Consider the following 25,919-nt stretch of genomic DNA (forward strand, 5'->3'; position numbering starts at 1 on the left):
CGGACGAATGTTGCAGCCCCGCCTCCGCACGGCGGGCCCGCCCGGCCCGCGCCGGGTGACGCAGCAGGGCCCCGCAGTGCCGCGAGGCCCTGCCCTCGTCCCCGGCGGGCCCGGTCCTCGTCGACTCAGCTCGCGTCCAGGAAACGGTCCAGCACCCGTACGCCGAACTTCAGGCCGTCCACCGGCACGCGCTCGTCCACCCCGTGGAACATCCCGGCGAAGTCCAGCTCCGGCGGCAGCTTCAGCGGCGCGAAACCGAAGCAGCGGATGCCGAGGTCGTCGAAGGACTTGGCGTCGGTACCGCCGGAGAGCATGTACGGCACGGCCCGGGCGATCGGGTCCTCGGCGCGCAGCGCCGCCTGCATGGCGTCCACGAGGCCGCCGTCGAAGCTCGTCTCCAGCGCCTTGTCGGCGTGGACGTCCTCGCGGCGGACCCGGGGGCCGAGGAGCCGGTCGAGGTCGGCGAGGAACTCCTCCTCGTAGCCGGGCAGGAAGCGCCCGTCCACGTGCGCGGTCGCCTGCCCCGGGATGACGTTCACCTTGTAGCCGGCGCCGAGCATGGTGGGCGCGGCGGAGTTGCGGAGCGTGGCCCCGATCATCTTGGCGATACCGCCCAGCTTGGCGAGGGTCGCCTCCATGTCCTCGGGATCGAGCGGGGTGCCCAGCGCGTCCGACAACTCGTCCAGGAAGGACCGCACGGTCTTGGTCACCCGCACCGGCCAGGTGTGGCGGCCGAGCCGGCCGACGGCCTCGCAGAGCTCGGTGATGGCGTTGTCGTGGTTGGTCATGGACCCGTGGCCGGCGGTGCCCTCGACCGTGAGCCGCATCCAGTGCATGCCCTTCTGGGCCGTCTCGACGAGGTAGAGCCGCAGGTTCTCGTTGACGGTGAAGGAGAAGCCGCCGACCTCGCCGATCGCCTCGGTGACCCCCTCGAAGAGGTCGGGATGGTTGTCGACGAGGTGCCGGGCGCCGTACGTGCCGCCCGCCTCCTCGTCCGCGAGGAACGCCAGCACCACGTCGCGCGGGGGCCGGCGGCCGCTGCGCAGCCGGTCGCGCACGACGGCGAGGGTCATCGCGTCCATGTCCTTCATGTCGACCGCACCCCGGCCCCAGACGCAGCCGTCGGCGATCTCCCCGGAGAAGGGGTGGTGGGTCCAGTCGTCGGCGTTGGCCGGAACGACGTCGGTGTGGCCGTGGATGAGCAGTGCGGGGCGGGAGGGGTCCTCGCCCTCGATCCGGGCCACGGTGGAGGCCCTGCCCGGGTGCGACTCGATGATCCTGGGCTCCAGACCGACCTCGGCGAGCTTCTCCGCCACGTACTCGGCGGCCGCCCGCTCACCAGGACCCGAGTGGTCGCCGTAGTTGCTGGTGTCGATCCGGATCAGATCGCGACAGAGGTCGACGACCTCGTCCTCGCCGGAGACCTTCCGGGCGGTGTCCGTCTCGCTCACGCTGATTCCTCCCGCTGTCGCTCTCGTGGTCCCCCACATCCTCCCCCGCCCGGGGCCGCGCCCCAAGGGCGGCCGCCCGGCGACACACGCCCGTCACCGACGGCGGCCGGGTGCCGGGGACGGGGCGTGATCGAGCACCCCCGAATGTTTGCTATGGTTTTCCACGTCGGAACGGCCCGGGGCCGGGAGACAGACACCTTGTCCGGGTGGCGGAATGGCAGACGCGCTAGCTTGAGGTGCTAGTGCCCTTTATCGGGCGTGGGGGTTCAAGTCCCCCCTCGGACACCACCAGAGAACCCCAGCTCAGCTGGGGTTTTTTGTTTGTGCCGGTCTGGCGCACCGGCCGGTACGGGGACGAGGTGAGGAGCTGTGGGACGCGGACGGCGGTCGGCGCCGATGGCCCCGCTGCCGCAGCGGGACGGGATCGACCCGGTGCGGCTGCGGCTTCCCGAGGACCCGGACGGCGTCTGGCCCACGGTGCGGGACCATCTCGTCCACCGGTTCGCCGGGGCGGTCGGCGCCGGGCGGGTGGACGCCATGCTGCGGGACGGACGCTTCGTCGGCACGGACGGCCCGGTCGCCCCGGAAGAGCCGTACACCGCCGGACGGTACGTGTGGTTCCACCGCGACTTCGCGCCCGAGACACCGGTGCCGTTCGAGATCGGGATCGTCCACCGCGACGAACGGATGGTGATCGCCGACAAGCCGCACTTCCTGGCGACGACACCGCGCGGCAGCCACGTGACGGAGACCGCGCTGGCCCGGCTGCGGCGCGACCTGGGGCTGCCCGGGCTCCAGCCGGCGCATCGGCTGGACCGGCTCACCGCGGGGCTCGTGCTGTTCGTCGTGCGGCCCGGTGACCGCGGCGCGTACCAGACGCTGTTCCGAGACCGCCGGGTGCGCAAGGAGTACGAGGCGGTGGCCCGGTACGCACCGGAGGTCGCGCTGCCCGTCACCGTACGGAGCCGCATCGAGAAGGAACGCGGGGTGCCCGCGGCACGGGAGGTGCCGGGTGAGCCCAACAGCGAGAGCCGGGTCGAGCTGCTGGACCGGAGGGGTGGGCTGGGCCGGTACCGGCTGATGCCGGCCACCGGCCGCACCCATCAGCTGCGGGTGCACATGAGCGGGCTGGGGCTGCCGATCCTGAACGACCCGCTCTACCCCGCGGTGCTCCCGCCCGTGGGGCCGGAGGACTTCTCTCGTCCGCTGCAACTGCTCGCACGGACATTGGAGTTCACCGACCCCGTCACCGGGGAGCCGTGCCGCTTCACCAGCCGCCGGCGACTCGCTCAGTGGCCGCGGTCGATCCACTCCTGAAGGTGCGGCGCCTCCACGCCGATCGTGGTCGTCTCTCCGTGACCGGGCCGGACCAACGTCTCCGGGGGGAGCGTGAGAAGCCGGTTTCGGACCGAGTCGATGATCGTCGGGAAGTCGGAGAACGACCGGCCGGTCGCTCCCGGGCCGCCCTGGAACAGGGTGTCCCCGGTGAGAACGGTGACCAGCTCGGGAGCGTGGAGGCAGATCGCGCCGGGCGCGTGACCGGGGGTGTGCAGGACGGTCAGCCGAGTGCCGGCGACGGTCAGGGTCCGACCGTCGGCGAGCTCGCCGTCGGGGGCCCGGCCGGGATGGGTCTGCTTCCACAGCGGGAGGTCGTCCGGGTGCAGCAGGACCGGCGCGCCGGTGGCCTCCGCGAGCGCCGGGGCCGCGTCGATGTGGTCGTTGTGCGCGTGGGTGCAGACGATGGCGCGCAGCGTCCGGCCGCCCAGGGCGGCGGCGATGGCGTCGGCGTCGTGGGCCGCGTCGACGACGATCGCCTCCTCGTCGTCGCCGACGATCCAGACGTTGTTGTCGACCTCCCAGGTGCCTCCGTCGAGGGAGAAGGTGCCGGAGGTGACGAGGTGGTCGATGCGGGCGGTCACAGGACCACCACCGAGCGCAGCACGTCGCCGGCGTGCATGCGGGCGAAGGCCTTCTCCACGTCGCCGAGTCCGATGGTCTCCGTGACGAACGCGTCGAGGTCGATCCGGCCCTGGAGGTGCAGGTCGACGAGCGTGGGGAAGTCGCGGGAGGGCAGACAGTCGCCGTACCAGGAGGACTTGAGCGCGCCGCCCCGGCCGAAGACGTCGAGGAGCGGCAGCTCCAGTTTCATGTCGGGGGTGGGGACGCCGACGAGGACGACTGTGCCGGCGAGGTCGCGGGCGTAGAACGCCTGCCGGTACGTCTCGGGCCGGCCGACGGCGTCGATCACGACGTCCGCGCCGAAGCCGTCCGTGAGCTCGCGGATGGCTTCCACGGGGTCCCCGGTACGGGAGTTGACGGTGTGGGTGGCGCCCATCGTCCTTGCGGTCTCGAGCTTCCGGTCGTCGACGTCGACGGCGATGATCCGGGTCGCCCCGGCCAGTCGTGCGCCCACGACGGCCCCGTCGCCGACACCGCCGCAGCCGATGACGGCCACGGAGTCCCCCCGGCCCACCTGACCTGTGTTGACGGCGGCGCCGATGCCGGCCATCACGCCGCAGCCGAGCAGGCCCGCCGCGGCCGGGGAGATCGCCGGGTCGACCCTGGTGCACTGGCCGGCGGCGACGAGGGTCTTCTCGGCGAACGCGCCGATGCCCAGGGCGGGCGACAGTTCGGTGCCGTCCGTGAGGGTCATCTTCTGCCGGGCGTTGTGGGTGTCGAAGCAGTACCAGGGGCGCCCTCGCCGGCAGGCGCGGCAGTGGCCGCACACGGCCCGCCAGTTGAGGATCACGTAGTCGCCCGGTACGACCTCGGTCACGCCCTCGCCGACCGACTCGACGACGCCGGCCGCCTCGTGACCGAGGAGGAACGGGAAGTCGTCGTTGATCCCGCCCTCCTTGTAGTGCAGATCGGTGTGGCAGACCCCGCACGCCTGCACCTTCACGACGGCTTCCCCCGGGCCCGGGTCGGGAACGACGATCGTCTCGACCCGTACCGGCTCGTTCTTCCCCGGTGCGACCACACCTTGCACCTGCTGCGGCATTGCTGGACCTGCCCTTCGTCGCGCAGTGGACGTCGCCACCCACTATGGCGTGCGGCGGGGGTGGTCCGTGCGCGCCGTGCGCCGAAAGGCGCCTCCTCGTCCGGAACCCGGGTGACCGGCGTCGGGAACGGTCCGGCCGGGAGGGGACCGGACCGCCACCTGCGTGCTCCCGGGCACGGCGAGGCCCCGCCGGTTCGGGCGGGGCCTCGTCCGGGTGGTGCCCTGCGGCCGTGGGGGCGTCAGACGGACCGGCGCTCGGCGGCGATGCGCCGTACCCGGTTGCGGACCGTGAACCAGCCGCCGACGAGGGCGAGCGCGATCAGCGGCAGGCAGTTGACGGTGGTGCGGCTGATCCCGCCGTCCATCCACATGAGGACCAGGACGGAGGCGAGGAAGACCAGCGTGGCGATCTGGGTCCAGGGGGCCCAGGGCAGCCGGTAGGACGGGCGGGTGAGCCGGCCTTCCTTGGAGCGGTTCACGAACAGCAGCGAGCAGACCATGATCATGCCCCAGGTGCCGATGATGCCGATCGACGCGAAGTTCAGCACCAGTTCGAAGGCGTCACCCGGCATCACGTAGTTCAGGAAGACGCCGAGGATGCCGAAGCCCGCGGTGAGCAGGATGCCGCCGTAGGGGACGCCGCCCTTGTTCATCACGCCGGTGAACCTCGGCGCGGAACCCGAGATCGACATCGAGCGCAGGATCCGGCCGGTGGAGTAGAGGCCGGAGTTCAGGCTGGAGAGCGCGGCGGTGAGCACCACGAGGTTCATGATGCTCGCGGCGCCGGGGATGCCGAGCTTGTTGAAGACGGTCACGAAGGGGCTCTGGTCGCCGGTGAAGGCCGTGTACGGCAGCAGCAGGGAGAGCAGCACCACGGAGCCGACGTAGAACAGGGCGACGCGCCACATGATCGAGTTGATCGCCTTCGGCATGATCTTCTCGGGGTTCTCGGTCTCACCGGCGGCGACGCCGCACAGTTCGACGGAGGCGTAGGCGAAGACGACTCCCTGGATGAGCAGCAGCATCGGCATGACGCCGGTGGGGAAGATGCCGCCGTTGTCCGCGATGGTGGACAGACCCGGGGTGTGTCCGCCGACCTCGTGCTGGGTGACGACGAGGAAGATGCCGATGAGCATGAAGAGCACCAGCGCGCCGACCTTGATGATCGCGAACCAGAACTCCATCTCGCCGAAGTACTTCACCGAGATCAGGTTGGCGGTGAGGACGACGGCGAGGGCGATCAGCGCGAGCACCCACTGCGGGACGTCGCTGAACGCCGACCAGTAGTGGGCGAAGACCGCGGCCGCGGTGATGTCCGCGATGGCGGTGGTCGACCAGTTGAGGAAGTAGAGCCAGCCCGCGGTGTAGGCGCCCTTCTCGCCCATGAACTCACGGGCGTAGGAGACGAACGCACCGGAGGAGGGCCGGTAGAGGACCAGCTCGCCGAGCGCGCGGACGACGAAGAACGCGAAGACGCCGCAGAGGGCGTACGCGATGAAGAGCGAGGGGCCGGCGCTGGCCATCCGGCCACCCGCACCGAGGAAGAGGCCCGTACCGATCGCGCCGCCGATGGCGATCATGTTGATGTGCCGCGACTTGAGGTCCTTGCGGTACCCGGCGTCTCCGGCGTCGACGTGGGGGGTGCCGGTGGCCGGGGTGCCGGCCACCGGCGTGTCGGCCGCAGTCATGGTGCGGTCACTCATGTAGGTGTTCGCCTTCGTGAGGGGGGTGTGCGGTACCGGAATTCCTCCGGCGGCCTTCCCGCGGTGCGGAGTGGTCACCGCGGCGAGGCAGGGCGGGCGCAGACGGCCCAACACCACATGATCACGGCAACCCTGGGATTTTGGCAGTGGCGAACCTCACTCAGATACAAATCTGAGGTATTTCAGAGGTTTCGCCAAGGCTAGGCAAGGATGCGCTATCTCGCCGCGACCTGCGGACCCCCTCAGGGAGCGAGCACGTCCAGTTCCTGGAGTGCCCCGACGGCGATCTCCCGGGTCAGCCGCTCGGCGCGGTCGGCGTCGCCTTCGCGAACGGCTTCGGCGACCCGGACATGGAGGGTGACGGCGGCCGGGTCCGGGTCCTCGAACATCACCTGGTGGTGGGTGCGGCCGGTCAGCACCTCGGCCACGACGTCGCCGAGGCGGGCGAACATCTCGTTGCCGGAGGCGTTGAGGACGATGCGGTGGAACGCGATGTCGTGCTTGAGGTAACCCTCCAGCTGGTGGCCGCGGGAGGTGGCGACCATGCCGAGGGCGCACTCGGTGAGCGCGGCACACTGGCCGGCGGTGGCATGGCGGGCGGCGAGCCCGGCGGCGACCGGCTCGACGGCGGAGCGCAGCACGGTCAGCGAGCGCAACTGGCGGGGCCGGTCGGCGCCGGCGAGCCGCCAGCGGATGACGCGCGGGTCGTAGACGTTCCACTCGTCGGCCGGCCGGACGGTCACCCCCACGCGGCGCCGGGACTCGACGAGGTGCATCGACTCCAGCACCCGGACCACTTCACGGACCACGGTGCGCGAGACGTCGAAACGCCGGGCCACCTCGTCGGTGCGCAACACGCTCGCGGGCGGATACTCGCCCGCGGTGATCGCCAGGCCGAGGCTGTCCAGAACGTGGGTGTGCAGCCCGTGGCCCTCTGTGGTCATGACCCAAGGGTACGGGGGGCGAATCCCGGCAGAAAAAGTATGACGTTTACATCTCAGACTCTTGAATACGTCGTACCTAATAGGTTTCAGTAGCCCACGGCCCGGTGTCCGACCGACGTCCGGGCCGATGTCGACGAGGACAGCGAGGCACCTATGAGCACCCCCCACGTCGTAGTGGTGATGGGCGTGGCAGGGACCGGCAAGACCACCATCGGTCCCCTGATCGCCGAGGCACTGGGCGTTCCCTACGCCGAGGGCGACGACTTCCATCCCGCGGACAACATCGCCAAGATGTCCGCCGGCATCCCGCTGAGCGACGCCGACCGCGAACCCTGGCTGGACGCCATCGGCCGCTGGGCGCACGGCAGGGCCGGCCTCGGCGGTGTCGTCGGCTGCTCCGCGCTCAAGCGGATCTACCGGGACCGGCTGCGTACCGCCGCACCGGACGTCGAGTTCCTCCATCTGACCGGCGACCGCGCGCTGATCGAGCGCCGGATGGCCGAGCGCCGGGGCCACTTCATGCCCACCGCGCTGCTCGACTCGCAGTTCGCCACCCTGCAACCGCTGCAGGACGACGAGGCCGGCGTCGCCGTCGACGTCTCCGGCTCCCCCCAGGAAATCACCGAGCGGGCCGTCGCCGCGCTGCGCCGGCTCGAGGACTGAGGAATCACCGTGACCCGTCTCAGCGTCGAGATGCTGGCAGCGGACGCCACCGAACCGATATCCGCGGCGGGCGACGCGCAGCTCGGCATGGCCGTGCTCGCCGGCATCGCCGTCATCGTCGTGCTCATCACCCGCTTCAAACTGCACGCCTTCCTGGCACTGACGATCGGCTCGCTGGCGCTGGGCGCCCTCGCCGGCGCTCCGCTGGGCAAGACGATCGTGTCGTTCACCACCGGACTGGGCACCACCGTCGCCGGTGTCGGCGTGCTGATCGCGCTGGGCGCGATCCTCGGCAAACTGCTCGCCGACTCCGGCGGCGCCGACGAGATCGTCGACACGATCCTCGCCAGGGCCGGCGGCCGGGCGATGCCGTGGGCGATGGTCCTGATCGCCTCGGTCATCGGCCTGCCCCTGTTCTTCGAGGTCGGCATCGTCCTGCTGATCCCCGTGGTGCTGATGGTCGCCAAGCGCGGCAACTACTCGCTGATGCGGATCGGCATCCCGGCCCTCGCCGGACTCTCCGTGATGCACGGCCTCGTCCCGCCCCACCCCGGCCCGCTCGTGGCGATCGACGCGATCGGCGCCAACCTGGGCGTCACCCTGGCCCTCGGCCTCGTCGTCGCGATACCCACCGTCGTCGTCGCCGGTCCGCTGTTCTCCAGGTACGCGGCCCGCTGGGTGGACATCGAGGCGCCCGAGGGCATGATCCCGCAGCGGGCGACCGAGGACCTGGAGAAGCGCCCGAGCTTCGGCGCCACGGTCTCCACCGTGCTGCTGCCGGTCGTTCTGATGATGTCCCACGCGCTGGTGGAGATCGTCGTCGACGACCCCGGGAACCCGCTCCAGCGGGTGACCGCCGTCATCGGCTCCCCGCTGATCGCCCTGCTCGCCGCCGTGATCGTCGGCATGTTCACACTGGGCCGCGCCGCCGGCTTCTCCAAGGAGCGGATCGGCACCACCGTCGAGAAGTCGCTCGCCCCGATCGCGGGCGTGCTGCTCATCGTCGGCGCGGGCGGTGGTTTCAAGACCACGCTGATCGACATCGGCGTCGGCCGGATGATCCTGGACTTCTCCGAGAACTGGGCCGTCCCCACCCTGCTGCTGGCCTGGCTGATCGCGGTGGCGATCCGGCTGGCGACGGGTTCCGCGACCGTGGCGACGATCTCCGCGGCCGGTCTGGTCGCCCCGCTCGCCGCGGACATGGGCACCGCGGAGGCGGCCCTGCTCGTGCTCGCCATCGGTGCCGGCTCGCTCTTCTTCAGCCATGTCAACGACGCCGGATTCTGGCTGGTGAAGGAGTACTTCGGGATGAACGTCGGCCAGACGGTGAAGACCTGGTCGGTGATGGAGACCATCATCTCGGTCGTCGGCCTCGTCTTCGTGCTGCTGCTGTCCCTCGTGCTGTAGCCGCGGTCAGTCCCGGTCGTGGTCCCACAGCGGGTGCTCCCGGCGGGCCCACGGACGCTCGACCGACCCGGTGCGCATGCCACGGCGTGCCTCCGGGTCGGCGAGCGCCATCCTGATGTGCCCGATCAGTACGACTCCGATGGTGAGCGCCAGCCAGTCGTGGACGAACGTCGCGCCGTTGCGCCAGACCAGCGGGGCGAGATGCGTGAACCACATCAGCAGCCCGGTGCCGAGCATCACCAGCACCGCGCCCGCGATCCACGCGGCGTACAGCTTCTGCCCGGCGTTGAACTTCCCGGCGGGGCGCTCCCCGGGACCGCGCCGGCGGCGCAGCACGGCCCGCAGCCAGGTGCGGTCATGCGACCCGAAGCGGTTCAGCCGCCGCAGGTCCTTGCGGAACGCGCGGGAGCCCAGACCCAGCAGGAACGGCACCGGGAGCAGCAGTCCCGACCACTCGTGCAGGGTCACCACGAGTGCGCGCCGGCCGACGAGTTCGGCGAGTGCGGGCACGTAGAGACAGGCGGCCGTGGCGACGCACAGCAGCATCAGCGCGGCCGTGGCCCGGTGCACCATGCGCTCGGCGGTGCCGAACCTCCTGACGCGGCCGGGGGGTTCAGGCGGTGGGGGCGTCGTCGCGGCCGTTCGACCGGCCGACCCAGGCGTCGATGTCATAGCCTCGCTCCTCCCAGTACCCGGGGCGCACGTCACGGGTCAGGGAGATCCCGGAGAGCCATTTCGCGGACTTGTAGAAGTACATGGGCGCGACGTACAGCCGTACCGGGCCGCCGTGCGCGTGGGAGAGCGGTTCGTCCTGCATCCGCAGGCAGACCACCACGTCGGAGCGGCGTGCCTGGTCGAGGGTCAGACTCTCGCTGTAGACGCCGTCGAAGCAGGTGAACCGCACCGCCCTGGCCTCCGGCCGCACCCCGACGACGTCCAGCAGTTCCGACAGCCGGACGCCCTCGAACGGGGTGTCGGGGACGCGCCAGCCCGTCACGCACTGGACGTCGCGCACCAGGCGGGTCTGCGGCAGTCTGCGCAGGGCGGCGAGGGTGAACTCGGCGGGGCGCTCGACCAGTCCGCCGACGGTGAGCCGGTAGTCGGCGGCGGTCCTGCGGGGCACGGACGCGGCGACCGAGTAGTAGCGGAAGCCGCCGCCATTGGGCAGCAGGCCGGTGAGCTTGGTCGGGTCCTTGTCGGCGACCGACCCGAGGACGGCCTCCAGGCCGCGCTGGAGCCAGGGCGCGGCGGCGACGCCCGCGGCGCCGAGGCCGAGCACCGTGAGGACCGTGCGCCGGCCGACGGGCGCGCCCTCCGAGTCCGGGTCCCGGCCCGGGGCCGTGGCGGTGTCGGGCGCCGGGTCCGGGGGGTGGTCCCGATCCGGCTCCGGGGCCGCCGACGCGCCCGGGGCGGTGGACGTGCCCGGATCCCCGGGGGTGCCCGGGTCCGGTGCCGGCGGGTCGGACGGCGCCGGACCCGGGGGCGGGGTGTTTTCGTTCACCCTTGGATTCGAGCACCCGCGGCCGCCGGGATCCAGCGGCCGCGGGTATCCGTCAGAAATCCGTCACACCTGGGCGCCGGGCGCGGGCTCCGTCCCGGCGGCCTGTTCCAGCCGGAAGGCCTCGTTGCCGAGCCCGATCCGGGCGTGCACCTCGGGCCGTACGGACTTCAGGACCACGCCGTAGACCAGCCCGCCGACCAGGGAACCGCCGATGATGCCGGGCAGGATCCAGCTCAGCGAGGAGCCGGGGCCGGCGCCGATCAGGACGTCGAAGTCCTTCACCGTGTAGACGGCGATCGCGAGGAGAGCGAGTCCCGCGAGTCCGGAGCAGACGAGCCGCCAGGCCAGCGGGCCGGCCGCGCCGCGGCGGACGAAGAAGGCGATCACTGCGAAGGAGGCAGCCGCCATCAGCAGGATCACCCCGAGGGCCCCGATGTTGCCCATCCAGGTGAACAGGCGCAGCACCGGAGTGGTCGGGTCGCCGGGCGGCATGGCGTCGGTGGCGGCGAAGGCGGCGATCACCGCGACGGAGACGACGGACTGGAGCACCGATCCGGTGGCGGGGGCGCCGCTCGAGCGGCTCGTCCGGCCGAAGCCGGCGGGCAGCAGGCCCTCCCTGCCCATGGCGAACGCATACCGTGCGACGACGTTGTGGAAGCTGAGCAGCGCCGCGAACATGCCGGTCAGGAAGAGGACGTGCAGCACATCGGTGAAGGTGCCGCCGAGCCGGCTGCCGGTGAGCGAGAACAGCAGGCCGGGCCCCTGCTCGGCCGCCTCGCGGGTGACGGCGCCGGGGCCGGTGGCGACGGTGATCGCCCAGGCGCTGAGCGCGAGGAACAGCGCGGCGTAGCCGACGGCGAGGAACATCACGCGTGAGACGACGATCTGGGGACGGCTGGTCTCCTCCGCGTACACCGGGGACTGCTCGAAGCCGACGAACGCCGCGATGCAGAAGCAGAGGGCGGTGCCGAGACCCGCGCCGGTGAGGGTGGCGGGGTCGAAGGCCCTCAGGGACAGGCCCTCGGGGCCGGGGTCGGCGACGGCGGCGACGTCGAAGACGACGACGAGGGCGCACTCGACGACCAGGAGGACGCCGAGCACCCTGGCGTTGAGATCGATCTTCAGCCAGCCCAGGACGGCGACGACGGCCGCGGCGCCGAGCGCGGGCACCCACCAGGCGACGGTCACGTCGAGATGGGCGGCGAGCAGCCCCGAGACCTCGAAACCGAGGATGCCGTAGATCCCGACCTGCATCGCGCTGTACGCGACCAGGGCGACGAGCGCGGCCCCGGCGCCCGAGGTGGGGCCGAGGCCGCGGGCTATGTAGGCGTAGAAGGCGCCGGCGTTGTGGACGTGGCGGCTCATCTCGGCGTAGCCGACGCTGAACAGCATGAGGACGACGCCGAGGACGACGTACAGCAGGGGCTGGCCGACGATGCCCATCACTCCGTAGACGGTGGGCATGACCCCGGCCACCACCATCAGCGGTGCGCTGGCCGCGAGGACCGAGAGCAGCAGGCCCGCGGTCCCGAGCCGGCCGGCGCGCAGCGCCCGTTCCTGGCCCATGTAGGTGTTGATCTCGCTCGTGCTGGTGGCGCTCGTGCTGGTGCTCGAACTGGCCGGCGGCATGGTGGGGCGGTCCCTTCGGGGATGGGTCGTTCAGACGGAGCCGAGCGCGGCGTCGCGCGCGGCCTGGAAGGCGTGGTGCGGGTCCCGGTCCGGGTACGACCAGGGGTCTGGGGTGGCGTGCGGCCCGATGCGGTGGAACAGGGCGGCCGCCTCGGCGGAGCGCCCCTCGCAGAACTTGGCGTGGGCGAGGAAGTTGAGGTCGAGACGGTTGCGCGGGTGGTCCTCGCCCTCCCACTCCAGCCACCAGTCGAAGGCCGCCTTCATCACCAGGCGGGCGCGCCGGCCGGTCCAGTGGCCGGAGGCGAGGGGGTCGGCCGGCTCGCGACCGGCCGCCGCGAGCACCCGGTACCGCTCGGCGTGCGCGACGACGGGCAGGACCGCGAGGGGGGAGTCCGCCGGGGCCTGCTCGGCCGCCCAGGACGCGAAGTCGTACACCTCGTGGAGCGGGTCCTGCCCGGCGCCGACGTGGCGTTCGGCGAGCCGGGCGGCCATCAGGTGGTGCGCGTGGTGGTGCTCGGGGTGACGGACCCGTACCTCGTCGAAGAGACGGACGACCTCCTCCTCGGTGCCCAGGGTGCGGGCGAGGAGCAACTGGGCGAGCCACGGCGTCGGGTCGCCGGGCGCGAGCCCCGCGGCCACCAGGCAGGCGGCCCTGGCGGACTCCGGCCGCTCCTTGCCGCGCAGGGCGGCCCGGACCCCGGCGCAGGCGAGCAGCATCGCGGCGTCGGCGCTGTCGGGCTCCGCGAGGAGCCAGTCGCGCGCCCAGGCGGCGCTCGACGGCGGCTCGCCGAGGACGACGAGCCGATGGCCCCGGCGGTCCCAGTCGTCACCGGTCGCCGTGAGCAGGGACCGCACGGCGCTCCAGCGACCCTGGATCAACTGTGCGCGCACGGTCACGAGTTCGGTGTCGTCGAGGGCGGCGTCGAAGGGCCGGCCGGGGCGCCCGGCGCGACGGCGGCGGCCGATCGGTGGCGGAGGTGGGGGCATCCGCGTTGCTACTTTCACATCAGGCTGTGAGCGAATGATCGCGCTCAGCAAAGCGGTAGGGAAGGCTCCCCGTCAAGGCCGGCCCTTCCGCAACCCCGCCGCTGCCCATCCGCGCCACACGGGACAGCTCAACCCGCCCCGCTCACGGACGGGTTGGCCGGCGCCGCTGTCCTGCACGGATGCCCTCCGGCCGGCACCGCGGGAGCCTGCCCCGACCCCCCGTCGTGTCGCACCGGCGCCACGCCCGCGGGGCTCGGGTCACGACACCGCCTTCGCCGCCGCCCTTCCCGCCGCGCGCCCCGAGAAGACGCAGCCGCCGAGGAAGGTGCCCTCGAGGGAGCGGTAGCCGTGCACGCCGCCGCCACCGAACCCGGCTGCCTCACCCGCCGCGTACAGGCCCGGCAGCGGCTCGCCGCCGTCGGTGAGGACCCTGGACGAAAGGTCCGTCTCCAGGCCGCCGAGCGATTTCCGGGTGAGGATGTTGAGCCGCACGGCGATGAGGGGACCGGCCCCGGGGTCGAGGATGCGGTGCGGGGGGACGGTGCGGATGAGCTTGTCGCCGAGGTACTTGCGGGCGCCGCGGATGGCCGTGACCTGGAGGTCCTTGGTGAAGGGGTTGGCGACAGCCCGGTCGCGGGCGATGATCTCGCGGCGCAGCGCGGCCTCGTCGACGAGGGGTTCCTCGGTGAGCGCGTTCATCCCGCGCACCAGCGCCGTCAGGTCCTTCTCGACCACGAAGTCGGCCCCGTTGTCCATGAACGCCTTGACGGGTCCCGGGACCTCGGCCCGTGCCCGGCCGATGACCCCGCGGACGGAGCGGCCGGTGAGATCGGGGTTCTGCTCGCTGCCGGAGAGGGCGAACTCCTTGCCGATGATGCGCTGGTTGAGCACGAACCAGGTGTGGTCGTGTCCGGACCGGGCGATGTGCTCCAGCGTCCCGAGCGTGTCGAAGCCCGGGAACAGCGGGACGGGCAGACGGCGTCCGCGCGCGTCCAGCCAGAGCGAGGACGGCCCGGGCAGGATGCGGATGCCGTGCCGGGCCCAGATGGGGTTCCAGTTCTCGATGCCCTCGGTGTAGTGCCACATGCGGTCACGGTTGATGTGGCGGGCACCGGCCGACTCGGCGATGCCGAGCATCAGCCCGTCGACATGGGCCGGGACGCCGGAGAGCAGCTTCCCGGGCGGGGTGCCGAGCCGCTCGGGCCACTGGGCGCGTACGAGGTCGTGGTTGCCGCCGATGCCGCCGGAGGTGACGACGACGGCCTGGGCGCGGAGTTCGAACGACCCGGTGACCTCGCGGCTGCTGGCCGCGCCCCGCTCCACCGCGGACGGTTCCAGGATCTCGCCGGTGACGGTGTCGAGGGCGCCCGAGGTACGGCCGAGCCCCGTCACCCGGTGGCGGAATCGCAGTTCGACCAGCCCGCGGGCGACGCCCTCCCGCACCCGGCGCTCGAACGGCTCGATGATGCCGGGCCCGGTCCCCCAGGTGATGTGGAACCGGGGCACCGAGTTGCCGTGCCCGTTCGCGTCGTAGCCACCGCGCTCGGCCCAGCCGACGACCGGGAAGAACCTGACGCCCCGCGCGTGCAGCCAGGGCCGCTTCTCACCGGCGGCGAAGTCGACGTAGGCCTCCGCCCAGCGGCGCGGCCAGTGGTCCTCGTCGCGGTCGAACCCGGCCGTGCCGAGCCAGTCCTGGAGGGCCAGGTCATGGCTGTCCCTGATGCGCATCCGCCGTTGCTCCGGCGAGTCGACCAGGAACAGCCCGCCGAACGACCAGTGGGCCTGCCCGCCGATGGACTGCTCCGGCTCCTGGTCGAGCAGGACGACCTTCCGCCCGGCGTCGACGAGTTCGGCGGTGGCCACGAGGCCCGCCAGCCCTCCCCCGATCACGATGACATCAGCGTCGTACGCCATGGTTGGTGTCCCTCTCGGAGCGGGCGCCCGGCGGCGCGACCCAGTGCGGTGGCTCCGATCCTCTGTACGCGGCAGTAACTCGTCAACACTTCCCACCGGGAGAAAGCGGCGGCGGCTCCCGGGGCGCGAGGGGCGCGGTCCCGGTCCGGCGCGGCGCCCGCTTCCGCCGCTTCGCCCGCGGTCGGCCGGCGCTCGGGGGCCGGGCCGGCCGGTCGCTGCCGCTCCGCCGACCAGCCGTCCGCTTCCCGGCTGGTTGGATGGAGCCATGAACACCTCCGCGCACCCCTCCGAGGAGATCCTGGACATCGTCGACGAGAACGACCAGGTCGTGGGCCGGGCGCCGCGCGGCGAGGTCTATGCGCGCGGCCTGCGGCACCGCTGTGTGTTCGTCCTGGCGCGCGACGCCGAGGGGCGGGTGTTCGTGCACCGCCGCACGGCGACGAAGCTCGTCTTCCCGTCCCTGTACGACATGTTCGTCGGCGGAGTCGTCGGCGCGGGCGAGTCGTACGACGACGCGGCGCTGCGCGAGGCCGAGGAGGAGCTGGGGGTCCGTGGGCTGCCGCGTCCGGTCCCGCTCTTCAAGTTCCTCTACGAGGCGTCCGCGCCGGCGCCGGCCGGCGGACCCGAGCCGGTCTGGCACACCTGGTGGTCGGCGGTCTACGAGGTGCGCTGCGAACTCCCGGTGCGCCCGCAGGCGGAGGAGGTCGCCTGGCACCGGTTCCTGCCCGAGTCCGAGCTGGCGGCACGGCTCGCCGAGTAGGAGTGGGTCCCGGACGGGCTCGCGGCGTACGAGCGGCTGCGCCGGGAACGGGAGCGCTGAGCGCCCCGTCCGGTCGCGTCACGGTGCCGTGGGCCCGCCGGGCGCGGTGGCGGCCCGCCGCGCGGGTAGGGTGCGGCGCGTGAGCGACTTCGTGCGGAGCCTGCGGCTGTGGTTCGCGCCGCAGCGGATCCAGGAGGAGGGCGAGACCCCGGACTACCGGTTCTCGCTCGCCAACGAGCGTACGTTCCTCGCCTGGATCCGGACCGCGCTCGCGCTCATCGCGGGAGGTTTCGCCGTCGACCAGTTCCTGCCCGGTCTGCGGTGGGGGATCCGCGTGGGGCTCTCGCTCGCACTGATCGGGACGGGGGTGCTGTGCGCCTTCCGCGCGGTCCACCACTGGGTGCGCTGCGAGCTGGCGATGCGGCGCGGCGAGGACCTGCCGCTGTCCCGCTTCCCCTCCGTGCTCGCGATGGTCGTGGGTGCCGTCTCGGTCACCATGGTGGTGGTCGTGGCGTCGGGGCGGGGATGAGCGACCTCGCGCGCGATCCGGGGCTCCAGCCGGAGCGGACCCGGCTCGCCTGGCGGCGTACGACGCTGGCGTTCACGGTCGCGGCGGTGCTGGCGGTCCGGCAGGTGGTGCGCCACGGCGCGGTGACGGCCGGCGATGTCGTGTACTTCGCGTCGAGCGCGGTGGTGTGGCTCGGATTCCTGGCGGTGGCGCACCGGCGCATCCGGGCCATGGCCCTGCGGCAGCCTCCGGGTGCGATGCCCTTCGGTCAGGCGGTGGCGGCGACCGCCTGCACGCTCGCCCTCGCCGTGTTCGCGGTCGCGATCGTGTGGTGAGGGGCGCCGGCGGGGGGCGGGGAGTCCCCTGCCGTCAGGAGGCGTCGGCGACGGTGACCACGATCTTGCCACGGGTGTGGCCCTCCTGGCTGAGCCGGTGTGCCTCGGCCGTCCGCTCCAGCGGGAGGACCCGCGCCACCTGGACGGAGACGACCTCCTCCTCGGCGAGTTCGCTGAGCCGGTAGAGGTCGGCCGTGTTGGGCCGCACGAACACGTAGCGCCCGCCCAGCCCGGTCACGGAGGGATCGGCGATGGAGGCGATCCTGCCGCCCTCGGCGAGCAGCCCGGCGGACAGCGCGAGGGCCTCGCCCCCCACGCAGTCGAAGACCGCGCTCACCCCGTCCGGGGCCAGGGCCCGAACCCGCTCGGCCAGCCCCTCGCCGTACGCCACCGGCTCGGCGCCCAGGTCTCGCAGGTACTCGTGGGACGGTTCGCTCCCGGTGCCGATCACCCGCGCACCGAAGTGCCGCGCCAGCTGGACCGCGATCGATCCCACTCCGCCGGCCGCCGCGTGGATCAGGACGGTGTCGCCGTGCGTGACGCCCCCCAGCCCCTGGGTGATCACCTGATAGGCGGTGAGGCCGGCCAGCGGCAGTCCGGCCGCCTCCTCGAAGCTCAGATTGCGCGGCTTGCGGGCGAGGGTGCGCACCGGGGCCGCGACGTACTCGGCGAAGGTGCCCCGCGACAGGAAGTCCTCGCGGACGTAGCCGATGACCTCATCGCCCTCGGAGAATTCGGGGACCGACGCCCCGGGCCTGACGACGACACCGGAGAGGTCCCAGCCCGGCACGACCGGGAAGACGGCGTCGAGGACCGGGTCCAGATGGCCTTCGCGGCACTTCCAGTCGACCGGGTTGACGGCCGCCGCGCGCACCTTGACCAGGACGGAGTCCGGGCCGGTCTTGGGCATCGGGCGCTCGCCGCACTCCAGGACCTCGGGACCGCCGTAGCGGCGGTAGCTGATCGCCTTCATACGTCCGACACTCCGGCGCGCGCATGGCTTCCGCAAGCCGGAGCACCGTGGCCCGCCGCTCGGGGCGGGGAACTCGCGGCGCGATCGAAGAAAACAGAACAAACAGACTTTCCGGACTAGCGTGGTGCCGGTCGGATGGTCACCGGACCATCGCGGCCCGAACGACTCCGAAGGTGAGCAGCATGACCGTTCTCCACCAGGAACACCCCACCCACGAGCACGCCCACGGCCCGGGTTGCGGGCACACCGAGATCGTGCACGGCGATCACATCGACTACGCGCACGACGGGCACATGCACCGCTCGCACCAGGGCCACTGGGACGAGTGCGAACCGGATGGACACCACGCCCACGCCGACCACCCGCATCAGCACGGGCAGGGCTGCGGGCACGTGTCTGTCCGGCACGGCGACCACGTCGACTACGTCCACGACGGCCACCGCCACGCGGCCCACGACGGGCACTGGGACGACCACTGACGTGATCCAGCCCCGCCGGGAACGGGCCGGCGGACCCCGGTCGGCGCCGCCCGCGGCCGATGCACCCCGGCGCCGCCCCTACCGAGGGTGACACGGCCGCCCGTCTCACTCGGCACGTCGCGGTGTTCAGCGCGGAAGCGGCCCTCCGGGACGGAACGCGGTACGTCCCGACGGGCGCGCCGAGGGGTCCGCGGCGCGCGCTCGACGCGCTCGGCACCCTCGGCACCCGGACGACCCCTCCCGGCCACGGGCCGGTGACCGGTGCGCCGGCCATGACGTACGCCGTCCGCGCGCCTCGCCGGGTGCGTGGGGGCGCGCGGCCCCGACGGCGCCCACGACCGGGAACCGGCCCGCCCGCGGCGCGGACGCCCCTCGGTCCACCCGCGCCGACCCGCCCACCGACGGCCCGTGAGCCACCGCACACCCGGCCGGGACGAACAGGCCGTTCAGATCGGTGACCCACCCGCACCGGCAGGACCTCGGACGAACGGCCGGACCTTCGTCCCGCCGCAGCTCTCCCCCACACCGCGCACCCCGGAGCGGAGCACGTCGACGACCGGCCTCGACGACGGGGTCCGGTGGGCTTCCGGGGTGACCGGCGGGCCGCCCGCGAGGCGGTGCCGACCGGGCCGGACGTCGAGCGGCCGACCCCCATGGATGAACCCCGTTCACGGAGGCGATCGGACGACCGGGTTCGGGAGTCGGATTCGCGCACTGGCGCCGTCTCGCCCTGGACGACATACCGACTGGTCGGTCATCATGAGCGAACCCGATCTGCCGCCCCACCGGAGGTACCCCGATGAGCTCAGTCCACCCCCCGGGCCTCGACCCCGACAAGCTGCGGGTCCATCTCGACCGCGCGCGGCCGGGCCTGGTGAGCGGACCGCTCGAGGCCCGGTTGATCCAGGGCGGCCGTTCGAACCTCACCTACTCCGTCACCGACGGCGCCGGCCGGTGGATCGTCCGCCGGCCGCCGCTCGGCCATGTGCTGGCCACCGCCCACGACATGAGGCGCGAGCACCGGGTCATCAGCGCACTGCACCCGACGGCCGTCCCGGTGCCGGAGCCGCTGCTGCTGTGCGAGGACGAGGACGTGCTCGGCGCACCCTTCTACGTCATGGAGTTCGTCGAGGGCACTCCGTACCGCACGGCGGAACAGCTCGCGCCGCTCGGACCCGAGCGCACCCGCGAGGCGGTCCTCGCCCTCGTCGACACCCTCGTCGATCTGCACGCCGTTGACCCGGAGGCGGTGGGGCTGGGCGACTTCGGCCGCCCGGAGGGCTTCCTCGACCGTCAGCTGCGCCGCTGGGGCAAGCAGCTCGCCGCCTCCCGGGGCCGCGACCTCGCGGGCATCGACGAACTGCACGCCGCCCTCGGCCGCGCCCTGCCGGACTCCCCCGCGCCCACCGTCGTCCACGGCGACTACCGCCTCGACAACGTGCTGGTGGGCGCGGACGACCGGATCAAGGCCGTCCTCGACTGGGAGATGTCCACGCTCGGCGACCCGCTCACCGACCTCGGGCTGCTGGTGATGTACAGCAGGAAGCTGGAGCTGCCGAACGCCCCCATCAGCACCACCGCCGCGGCGGCCGGCCACCCGGACGCCGCGGAACTGGTCGAGCGCTACGCGGTCCGCTCCGGCCGGGACACCACCGCCGTCTCCTGGTACACGGCGTTCGCCTGGTTCAAGCTCGCCGTGATCCTGGAGGGCATCCACTACCGCTACACCCTCGGCCAGACCGTCGGCGCCGGCTTCGACCGCATCGGCGAGCTGGTCCCCCTGTTCATCGAGCACGGCCTCACCACCCTTCAGGAAGGCTGATCACCCATGGACTTCGCATTCGACGCCCGTACCGAGGAGCTGCGGTCGAGGCTGCTCGCCTTCATGGACGAGTACGTGCACCCGGCGGAGCCGGTCGAGCAGGAGCAGCGCGCGCAGCTCGCCTCGCCGTGGGACACCCCGGCGGTTGTGGAGGAGCTGAAGGCGGAGGCACGACGACAGGGTCTGTGGAACCTCTTCCTGCCCGACTCCGAGCACGGCGCCGGGCTGACGAACCTGCAGTACGCCCCGCTCGCCGAAATCACCGGGCGCAGCCCCCACCTGGCCCCGATCGCGCTGAACTGCGCGGCGCCGGACACCGGCAACATGGAGGTGCTGGCCCAGTTCGGCACCGACGAGCAGAAGAAGCAGTGGCTTGAGCCGCTGCTGGCCGCCGACATCCGATCCGCCTTCGCCATGACCGAGCCCGACGTGGCGTCGTCGGACGCGACGAACATCGAGACCCGGATCGAGCGCCGGGGCGACGAGTACGTCGTCAACGGCCGCAAGTGGTACATCTCCGGGGCGATGAACCCCGACTGCCGGATCTTCATCGTGATGGGCAAGACCGACCCGGAGGGCCCGGACATCCGGCGCCAGCAGTCGATGGTCCTCGTTCCGCGCGACACCCCCGGCGTGGAGGTGCGCAGGGCGATGCGGGTGTACGGCTTCGAGGACCACTCGCACGGCGGCCACGCCGAGGTCGTGTTCGACGACGTGCGGGTACCGGTGTCGAATCTCGTCGGCGAGGAGGGCGGCGGCTTCGCGATCGCCCAGGCGCGCCTCGGGCCGGGCCGCATCCACCACTGCATGCGGTTGATCGGCATGGCCGAGCGGGCGATCGAGCTGATGTGCCGGCGGGCCGTGTCCCGTACGGCCTTCGGCAAGCCGATCGCCCAGCAGGGCGTCGTGCAGAACTGGATCGCCGACGCCCGGGTGACCGTGGAGCAGCTGCGGCTGTTGGTGCTGAAGACCGCGTGGCTGATGGACACGGTCGGCAACCGGGGCGCCCACACCGAGATCCAGGCGATCAAGATCGCCACACCGCGCGCGGTCGTGGACGTCCTGGACAAGGCGGTCCAGGTGCACGGCGCGGGCGGGGTGAGCCAGGACTTCCCGCTGGCCGAGTTGTGGGCGGCGGCGCGGACGCTGCAGCTGGCGGACGGCCCGGACGAGGTGCACCAGCGGTCGCTGGCGCGGCGCGAGCTGAGGAAGTACCGGTAGCGGACGCACCTCCGGCGGTGGCTGCCGGAGGGCTCCGGCCCTCCGGCAGCCACCGCGGACCGCACCGTCAGGGACGCAGTGCCCTGAGCAGCAGGTCGGCGAGGTGGTCGGCGACCTGCTGCGGGCTGAGCGGGCCGTCGGGGCGGTACCAGGTGGACAGATGGTGCACGGAGCCGAAGTGGTAGTCCACCACCAGGTCGGCGGGGGTCGCGTCGGAGAACACCCCGCTCTCCTGCCCCTCCTCGACGAGCGCGCGGAACCGCTCGTGGTAGCGCCGGCGCTCGGCGCGGACCTGCTTGTTCTTCTCCGGGCTGAGGTGGTGCATCGAACGGAAGAAGATCGAGGCGTCGTCGAGGTTCTCGATGGTGGTGACGACGACGTCGGCGGCCGCCGACCGCAGCCGTTCGTCGACGGGGGCATCCGCCTCCGCGAAGGCGTCCAGGCGCTCCTGCTGGAGTCTGAGGACCCGGGAGTAGACCTCCTGGAGCAGGTCCTCCTTGGAACCGAAGTAGTGGTAGAGGGCGCCCTTGGTGACGCCTGCCGCCTCGACGATCTCCTGGACGGACGTACGGTCGTAGCCCTGCTCGGCGAAGAGCCGGGTGGCGGCGGCCAGCAGCCTCTGGGGGACGGGGGTGCCGCTCCCGTCCGTCGTCCTGGCCATTGCCGCCACCCGCCTTTCCGCTCGTTCGCCGTGTGCCGCCACCTCTCCTGGCCGGGTGCGGCGGTGTCTCATGTGCGGGAACGCAGTTCCCGCCTGAGGATCTTCCCACTAGTCGTCTTCGGGAGCTCGTCCAGGATCTCCACCTGCCGCGGGTACTTGTACGCGGCGAGGCGGTCGGCGCAGTATCCGGCGAGTTCGTCCCGGCCGACGGCCGTGCCGGGCAGGAGGCTGACGTACGCCTTGACGGTCTCGCCCCGGTAGGCGTGCGGCACGCCGACGACGGCCGCCTCCCGGACGGCCGGGTGGGTGTGGAGGACGTCCTCGACCTCGCGCGGCCAGACCTTGAAGCCCGAGGCGTTGATCATGTCCTTCTTGCGGTCGACCACGTAGAGCCAGCCGTCCGCGTCCATGAAGCCGATGTCCCCGGTGCGCAGCTCGCCGTCGGGGAAGCCGGCGGCGGTGGCCTCGGGCAGCCGCCAGTAGCCGGGCACGACCTGCGGTCCCCGGACGGCGATCTCGCCGTGCTCGCCGAACGGGACCTCGTCACCGCAGTCGTCGAGGATCCGCACGACGGTGTCGGGACCGGGGAGCCCTACGGAGAGGGTGCCGGACGCCGGGTCGACCGGGGCCTCCTTCTCGGGAGGCACCGAGGCACAGGGCGCCGTGCACTCGGTGAGCCCGTAGCCGTTGCGGATGTAGGGCCCGAAGCCCGAGCGGAACTTCTCCACCAGGGCGGGCGGTACGGGCGCGCCGCCGGAGGAGACGACGGCGAAGGACGCGAAGTGGTCGGGGCCGGCGCCGGGATGGGCGGCCAGGGCCATGAAGGCGGTGGAGGGGCCGACCGTGTAGGCGGGTCGGTGCTCGAGGAAGGCATCGAGGACGACGCCCGGTTCGAAGCGGTACGCGAGGGCGAGGGTGCCCGCGTTGGCCGCACAGGCGGCCAGTTCGCACACCATCCCCGTGATGTGGAAGAGCGGCGCGAGGGCGAAGTAGCAGGCGCCTTCCGGGACGGGATGGCCGGTGCGCTGGCGCTCGGCGTTGAAGGTGATTCCCCCGTGGAGGTTCATGGCGCCCTTGGGCCTGCCGCTGGTGCCCGAGGTGTAGCTGATCAGGGCCACGTCCGTGGCTGCCGGATCCCGGCCCTCGGGCGCGGCGAGCCCGGCGCGGGCGACGGTGAGGAGGTCGTCGGTGTCGCCCGGTCGCGGCAGCCGCTCGAAGCCGAGGACCCGGCTGTCGTTGCGGGTCTGGAGGTCCAGCTCGCAGGCGGTGACGGCGAACCGGACGGGGGTGGCCGCGGCGGTGCCGCGCAGATGTGTCTCCCAGGCGCGGTCGGAGCAGATCAGCGCCGTCGCGCCCGAGTCCTCGAGGGCATGGGTGACCTCGGCCGACTTGTACATGGGGTTCAGCGGGACGACGGTCGCCCCGGCCTTCCACGCGCCGAGCAGGGCGAGGACGAAGTGGGGGGTGTTCTGGAGCATCAGCGCGACGCGGTCGCCGGGGGCCACTCCCCGGGCGGCGAGCCGGCCGGCGACGGAGTCGGAGAGCGCGTCTGTCTCGCGGTAGCTGAGACGTCCGTCGAAGTAGGCGAGGGCGGTGCGGTCCGGGGCGCGGCCGGCAGCGGCGCGGAAGGAGTGCACGACGCTCGCGGGCGGGTCCACGGGGGCCCGCTGGGCGTCGGTCAGCTGGGCGAGCCAGGGCCGGGCCGCGTAACGGGAGGCGGTCACCGGGCGGCGCCCTCCCACTTCTGCTGGATGTGGTTCATGGTGCCCAGCCAGCGCTCGGGGTCGTCCGCGCGGGCCTGGTGGTACCCGGCGACCTCGGGGTGCGGCAGGATGAGGAAGCGGTCCGTCTCGATGCCGTCGAACAGGGCGTCGGCGACGTCCTCGGGCTCGATGGCGCTGGGGGCGAGCACGAGTTCGCCCGCCGAACCCGCCGCGGTCAGCATGTCCGTGCGGACGCCCTGCGGGCATATCGCGTGCACCTTCAGGCCGCGGTGACGGTACGTCAGCGACAGCCACTCGGCGAAGGCGAGCGCGCCGTGCTTGGTGACGCTGTACGGGGCGGCTCCGATCATCGTGAGGAGTCCGGCGGCGGACACGGTGGAGACGAAGCGGCCGCTGCCGCGCTCCAACCAGCCGGGGAGCAGGGTGCGCACGGCACGGACGTGCGCCATCACGTTCACGTCCCAGGCGGAGGCCCAGACGTCCTCGTCGGCGAGGGCGTCGCCGGGCGAGGCGAGTCCGGCGTTGGCGCAGTAGACGTCGACGGTGCCGCCGAGCGCTTCCCTGGCCTCCTCGACGACGGCGGAGGCGTCACCGGGGACGGCGAGGGCGCCGATCTCGTCCGCGATGGCCTTGGTCCTGCCGGGATCGATGTCGTTGACGACGACGCGTGCGCCCTCCGCCGCGAATCGGCGGGCGAGCGCGGCGCCGATGCCGCCGCCCGCGCCGGTGACCACCACGTTCGCGCCCTGCACCGTACTCATCGGACCTGCCTCTCCGTCGCGGCTCGCTCAGGACGGCAGACTAACCAGTCGGTATGTGCCTGCGAAAGGGGGCGCGGCGAACATCGCGCCGGGAGCGTTCCCCGCGGCCCGGCCCCGCGCTAGCGTGCATGGCCATGACAGTTGTAGCGATCACGGAGGTAGTGCGATGAGCCTGTCCAGACGGGGTCTGCTGGCCGCGGGAGGCGCCGCCGGCGCCCTCGCCGCGACCGCCTCCGCCGCCACGCCCGCGGCGGCGCACGGCGGGCGGAGCCGGGTGCGCACCGGCTTCGAACGGCTCGCCGCCGACGGCTACCGAGCGCTGTCCGGGGAACGGGTCGGCGTCGTCACCAACCCCACCGGCATCGCCCGCGACACCCGTCATATCGTCGACGTGATGCACGCGGACGACCGGGTGGACCTGGTCGCCGTCTTCGGGCCGGAGCACGGCTTCCGCGGCACCGCCCAGGCCGGCGGCTCGGAAGGCCGCTACGACGACCCCGCGACCGGACTCCCGGTCTACGACACGTACCTCAAGAGCGGGCAGCCGCTCGCCGACGTCTTCACCGCGTCCGGCGTGGACACGGTCGTGTTCGACATCCAGGACGCCGGGGCCCGCTTCTACACCTACATCTGGACGCTGTACGACTGCATGGTGGCGGCGGTCCTGGCCGGGAAACGGTTCGTCGTCCTGGACCGGCCCAATCCGGTGACCGGGCGCGCGGCCCTCGGCCCGGTCCTCGACAAGGCGTTCGCGACCTTCGTCGGCCGTGAGCCGATCGCCCAGGCGCACGGCATGACCGTCGCCGAACTGGCCCGGCTGTTCAACGGCGAGTTCCTGGCCGCGCCGGCGGAGTTGGACGTGGTGCGGATGTCGGGCTGGCGGCGGGAGGACTTCCACGACGCGACGGGGCTGCCCTGGGTACCGCCGAGCCCCAACATGCCGACGCCGGATACCGCACTCGTCTACTCCGGCACCTGCCTCTTCGAGGGCACCAGCCTCTCGGAGGGGCGAGGGACCACCCGCCCGTTCGAACTGCTCGGCGCGGAAGGCATCGACCGTAGGTGGGCGGAGGCCGCGAACGCGCTGGACCTGCCCGGAGTGCGCTTCCGCGAGGCCTACTTCGCACCGACCTTCTCCAAGTTCCAGGGCAGGACGGTGGGCGGGGTGCAGCTCCATGTGCACGACCGCGAGGCGTTCGACCCCGTCCGCACCGGCATCGGGCTGCTGGTGACGGCGAGACGCAGTTGGAGCGGCTTCGCCTGGCGGCCCGACAACTGGATCGACAAGCTCACCGGTTCCGCAACGGTGCGCACGATGATCGACGCGGGCGCCGGGACGGACGAGGTCGTCGGGGCGTGGCAGCAGGACCTGGCCGCGTTCCGCGCGGTGCGGCGGGAGTACCTGCTGTACCGGTGAGGCGGATCTTCACGGGTCCGGCGTCGGGACGGCGGGCCGCGGGGCCCGCCGTCCCGAC

General features: G+C 72.4%; 24 protein-coding genes and 1 tRNA gene. 11 read left to right on the forward strand and 14 right to left on the reverse strand.

What is annotated here, in order from left to right; all coding sequences use genetic code 11:
- Positions 1 to 125: 125 nt before the first annotated feature.
- Entirely contained in the window at positions 126 to 1,451 is a 1,326-nt protein-coding gene (locus AB0J10_RS05395) for a M20/M25/M40 family metallo-hydrolase (protein WP_363058023.1), read from the reverse strand.
- A gap of 200 nt (positions 1,452 to 1,651) precedes the next feature.
- Between AB0J10_RS05395 and AB0J10_RS05400 the strand changes: the two genes are divergently transcribed.
- Positions 1,652 to 1,739, forward strand: a tRNA-Leu gene (locus AB0J10_RS05400).
- A 108-nt stretch (positions 1,740 to 1,847) separates the two neighbouring features.
- Positions 1,848 to 2,768 carry a pseudouridine synthase gene (locus AB0J10_RS05405; protein WP_363058275.1) on the forward strand — a complete coding sequence of 307 codons (921 nt, stop codon included), beginning with the start codon at positions 1,848 to 1,850 and terminating at the stop codon, positions 2,766 to 2,768.
- Here the strand turns inward: AB0J10_RS05405 and AB0J10_RS05410 are convergent.
- The 4 genes from AB0J10_RS05410 to AB0J10_RS05425 all read right to left on the reverse strand — a co-directional run bounded on the left by AB0J10_RS05410 (position 2,741) and on the right by AB0J10_RS05425 (position 7,099).
- Entirely contained in the window at positions 2,741 to 3,370 is a 630-nt protein-coding gene (locus AB0J10_RS05410) for an MBL fold metallo-hydrolase (protein ID WP_363058025.1), read from the reverse strand. The two genes, AB0J10_RS05405 and AB0J10_RS05410, sit on opposite strands and share 28 nt — an antisense overlap.
- Positions 3,367 to 4,452, reverse strand: coding sequence for an S-(hydroxymethyl)mycothiol dehydrogenase (locus AB0J10_RS05415; RefSeq protein WP_363058027.1), 1,086 nt, complete (start codon positions 4,450 to 4,452; stop codon positions 3,367 to 3,369). The genes AB0J10_RS05410 and AB0J10_RS05415 overlap by 4 nt, the downstream gene beginning before the upstream one ends.
- 239 nt (positions 4,453 to 4,691) lie before the next feature.
- Complete coding sequence (locus AB0J10_RS05420) at positions 4,692 to 6,155, reverse strand: amino acid permease (RefSeq protein ID WP_363058029.1); 1,464 nt, start codon at positions 6,153 to 6,155, stop codon at positions 4,692 to 4,694.
- 242 nt (positions 6,156 to 6,397) lie between these two features.
- Positions 6,398 to 7,099: an FCD domain-containing protein gene (locus AB0J10_RS05425; protein WP_363058031.1), complete on the reverse strand. Its 702-nt coding sequence runs from the start codon at positions 7,097 to 7,099 to the stop codon at positions 6,398 to 6,400.
- 153 nt (positions 7,100 to 7,252) lie between these two features.
- Here AB0J10_RS05425 and AB0J10_RS05430 point away from each other — a divergent pair, with 153 nt between their 5' ends.
- Positions 7,253 to 7,762 (forward strand): gluconokinase, encoded by a 510-nt coding sequence (locus AB0J10_RS05430; protein WP_363058033.1) that lies wholly within the window; start codon positions 7,253 to 7,255, stop codon positions 7,760 to 7,762.
- Positions 7,763 to 7,771: 9 nt separating this feature from the next.
- Complete coding sequence (locus AB0J10_RS05435; protein ID WP_363058035.1) at positions 7,772 to 9,169, forward strand: gluconate:H+ symporter; 1,398 nt, start codon at positions 7,772 to 7,774, stop codon at positions 9,167 to 9,169.
- 6 nt (positions 9,170 to 9,175) lie between these two features.
- Here the strand turns inward: AB0J10_RS05435 and AB0J10_RS05440 are convergent, their stop codons facing one another.
- From AB0J10_RS05440 to AB0J10_RS05460, 5 genes are all read right to left on the reverse strand, one after another.
- Positions 9,176 to 9,841 (reverse strand): cytochrome b/b6 domain-containing protein, encoded by a 666-nt coding sequence (locus tag AB0J10_RS05440; RefSeq protein WP_363058037.1) that lies wholly within the window; start codon positions 9,839 to 9,841, stop codon positions 9,176 to 9,178.
- Positions 9,783 to 10,670 carry a molybdopterin-dependent oxidoreductase gene (locus AB0J10_RS05445; RefSeq protein ID WP_363058039.1) on the reverse strand — a complete coding sequence of 296 codons (888 nt, stop codon included), beginning with the start codon at positions 10,668 to 10,670 and terminating at the stop codon, positions 9,783 to 9,785. The genes AB0J10_RS05440 and AB0J10_RS05445 overlap by 59 nt, the downstream gene beginning before the upstream one ends.
- Before the next feature lie 63 nt (positions 10,671 to 10,733).
- Positions 10,734 to 12,299: an APC family permease gene (locus AB0J10_RS05450; RefSeq protein WP_363058041.1), complete on the reverse strand. Its 1,566-nt coding sequence runs from the start codon at positions 12,297 to 12,299 to the stop codon at positions 10,734 to 10,736.
- 30 nt (positions 12,300 to 12,329) lie between these two features.
- The gene (locus AB0J10_RS05455) at positions 12,330 to 13,286 is read right to left on the reverse strand and encodes a hypothetical protein (RefSeq protein ID WP_363058043.1); all 957 of its coding nucleotides are present in this window, start codon (positions 13,284 to 13,286) and stop codon (positions 12,330 to 12,332) included.
- Between the two features lie 258 nt (positions 13,287 to 13,544).
- Positions 13,545 to 15,200, reverse strand: coding sequence for an FAD-binding dehydrogenase (locus tag AB0J10_RS05460; protein WP_363058045.1), 1,656 nt, complete (start codon positions 15,198 to 15,200; stop codon positions 13,545 to 13,547).
- Positions 15,201 to 15,465: 265 nt separating this feature from the next.
- On the opposite strand from AB0J10_RS05460, the gene AB0J10_RS05465 reads away from it, so the two are divergent.
- The 3 genes from AB0J10_RS05465 to AB0J10_RS05475 all read left to right on the forward strand — a co-directional run bounded on the left by AB0J10_RS05465 (position 15,466) and on the right by AB0J10_RS05475 (position 16,803).
- Positions 15,466 to 15,960: an NUDIX domain-containing protein gene (locus tag AB0J10_RS05465; RefSeq protein WP_363058047.1), complete on the forward strand. Its 495-nt coding sequence runs from the start codon at positions 15,466 to 15,468 to the stop codon at positions 15,958 to 15,960.
- Positions 15,961 to 16,099: 139 nt separating this feature from the next.
- Complete coding sequence (locus AB0J10_RS05470; protein WP_363058049.1) at positions 16,100 to 16,489, forward strand: DUF202 domain-containing protein; 390 nt, start codon at positions 16,100 to 16,102, stop codon at positions 16,487 to 16,489.
- Entirely contained in the window at positions 16,486 to 16,803 is a 318-nt protein-coding gene (locus tag AB0J10_RS05475; protein WP_363058051.1) for a DUF202 domain-containing protein, read from the forward strand. The genes AB0J10_RS05470 and AB0J10_RS05475 overlap by 4 nt, the downstream gene beginning before the upstream one ends.
- A 34-nt stretch (positions 16,804 to 16,837) precedes the next feature.
- On the opposite strand, the gene AB0J10_RS05480 is transcribed toward AB0J10_RS05475, so the two are convergent.
- The gene (locus tag AB0J10_RS05480) at positions 16,838 to 17,776 is read right to left on the reverse strand and encodes an NADP-dependent oxidoreductase (RefSeq protein ID WP_363058053.1); all 939 of its coding nucleotides are present in this window, start codon (positions 17,774 to 17,776) and stop codon (positions 16,838 to 16,840) included.
- A 182-nt stretch (positions 17,777 to 17,958) separates the two neighbouring features.
- On the opposite strand from AB0J10_RS05480, the gene AB0J10_RS05485 reads away from it, so the two are divergent.
- The 3 genes from AB0J10_RS05485 to AB0J10_RS05495 all read left to right on the forward strand — a co-directional run bounded on the left by AB0J10_RS05485 (position 17,959) and on the right by AB0J10_RS05495 (position 21,298).
- Positions 17,959 to 18,255, forward strand: coding sequence for a hypothetical protein (locus tag AB0J10_RS05485; RefSeq protein ID WP_363058055.1), 297 nt, complete (start codon positions 17,959 to 17,961; stop codon positions 18,253 to 18,255).
- A gap of 799 nt (positions 18,256 to 19,054) precedes the next feature.
- A complete protein-coding gene (locus AB0J10_RS05490; RefSeq protein WP_363058057.1) occupies positions 19,055 to 20,077 on the forward strand; it encodes a phosphotransferase family protein in 1,023 nt (340 codons plus the stop codon).
- A 6-nt stretch (positions 20,078 to 20,083) separates the two neighbouring features.
- Positions 20,084 to 21,298: an acyl-CoA dehydrogenase family protein gene (locus tag AB0J10_RS05495; protein ID WP_363058059.1), complete on the forward strand. Its 1,215-nt coding sequence runs from the start codon at positions 20,084 to 20,086 to the stop codon at positions 21,296 to 21,298.
- 67 nt (positions 21,299 to 21,365) lie between these two features.
- Here the strand turns inward: AB0J10_RS05495 and AB0J10_RS05500 are convergent, their stop codons facing one another.
- The 3 genes from AB0J10_RS05500 to AB0J10_RS05510 all read right to left on the reverse strand — a co-directional run bounded on the left by AB0J10_RS05500 (position 21,366) and on the right by AB0J10_RS05510 (position 24,444).
- The gene (locus tag AB0J10_RS05500; RefSeq protein ID WP_363058061.1) at positions 21,366 to 21,959 is read right to left on the reverse strand and encodes a TetR/AcrR family transcriptional regulator; all 594 of its coding nucleotides are present in this window, start codon (positions 21,957 to 21,959) and stop codon (positions 21,366 to 21,368) included.
- A gap of 68 nt (positions 21,960 to 22,027) precedes the next feature.
- On the reverse strand, positions 22,028 to 23,683 hold the full coding sequence (locus AB0J10_RS05505; RefSeq protein ID WP_363058063.1) for an AMP-binding protein: 1,656 nt from the start codon (positions 23,681 to 23,683) through the stop codon (positions 22,028 to 22,030).
- Positions 23,680 to 24,444, reverse strand: a complete 765-nt coding sequence (locus tag AB0J10_RS05510; RefSeq protein WP_363058065.1) for an SDR family oxidoreductase — start codon at positions 24,442 to 24,444, stop codon at positions 23,680 to 23,682. Before AB0J10_RS05510 ends, AB0J10_RS05505 begins: the two co-directional genes overlap by 4 nt.
- A 166-nt stretch (positions 24,445 to 24,610) precedes the next feature.
- On the opposite strand from AB0J10_RS05510, the gene AB0J10_RS05515 reads away from it, so the two are divergent.
- Positions 24,611 to 25,861, forward strand: coding sequence for a DUF1343 domain-containing protein (locus tag AB0J10_RS05515; protein ID WP_363058066.1), 1,251 nt, complete (start codon positions 24,611 to 24,613; stop codon positions 25,859 to 25,861).
- Positions 25,862 to 25,919 lie beyond the last annotated feature (58 nt).

It is taken from the genome of Streptomyces sp. NPDC049887 (genome assembly GCF_040656535.1).
GTDB lineage: Bacteria > Actinomycetota > Actinomycetes > Streptomycetales > Streptomycetaceae > Streptomyces.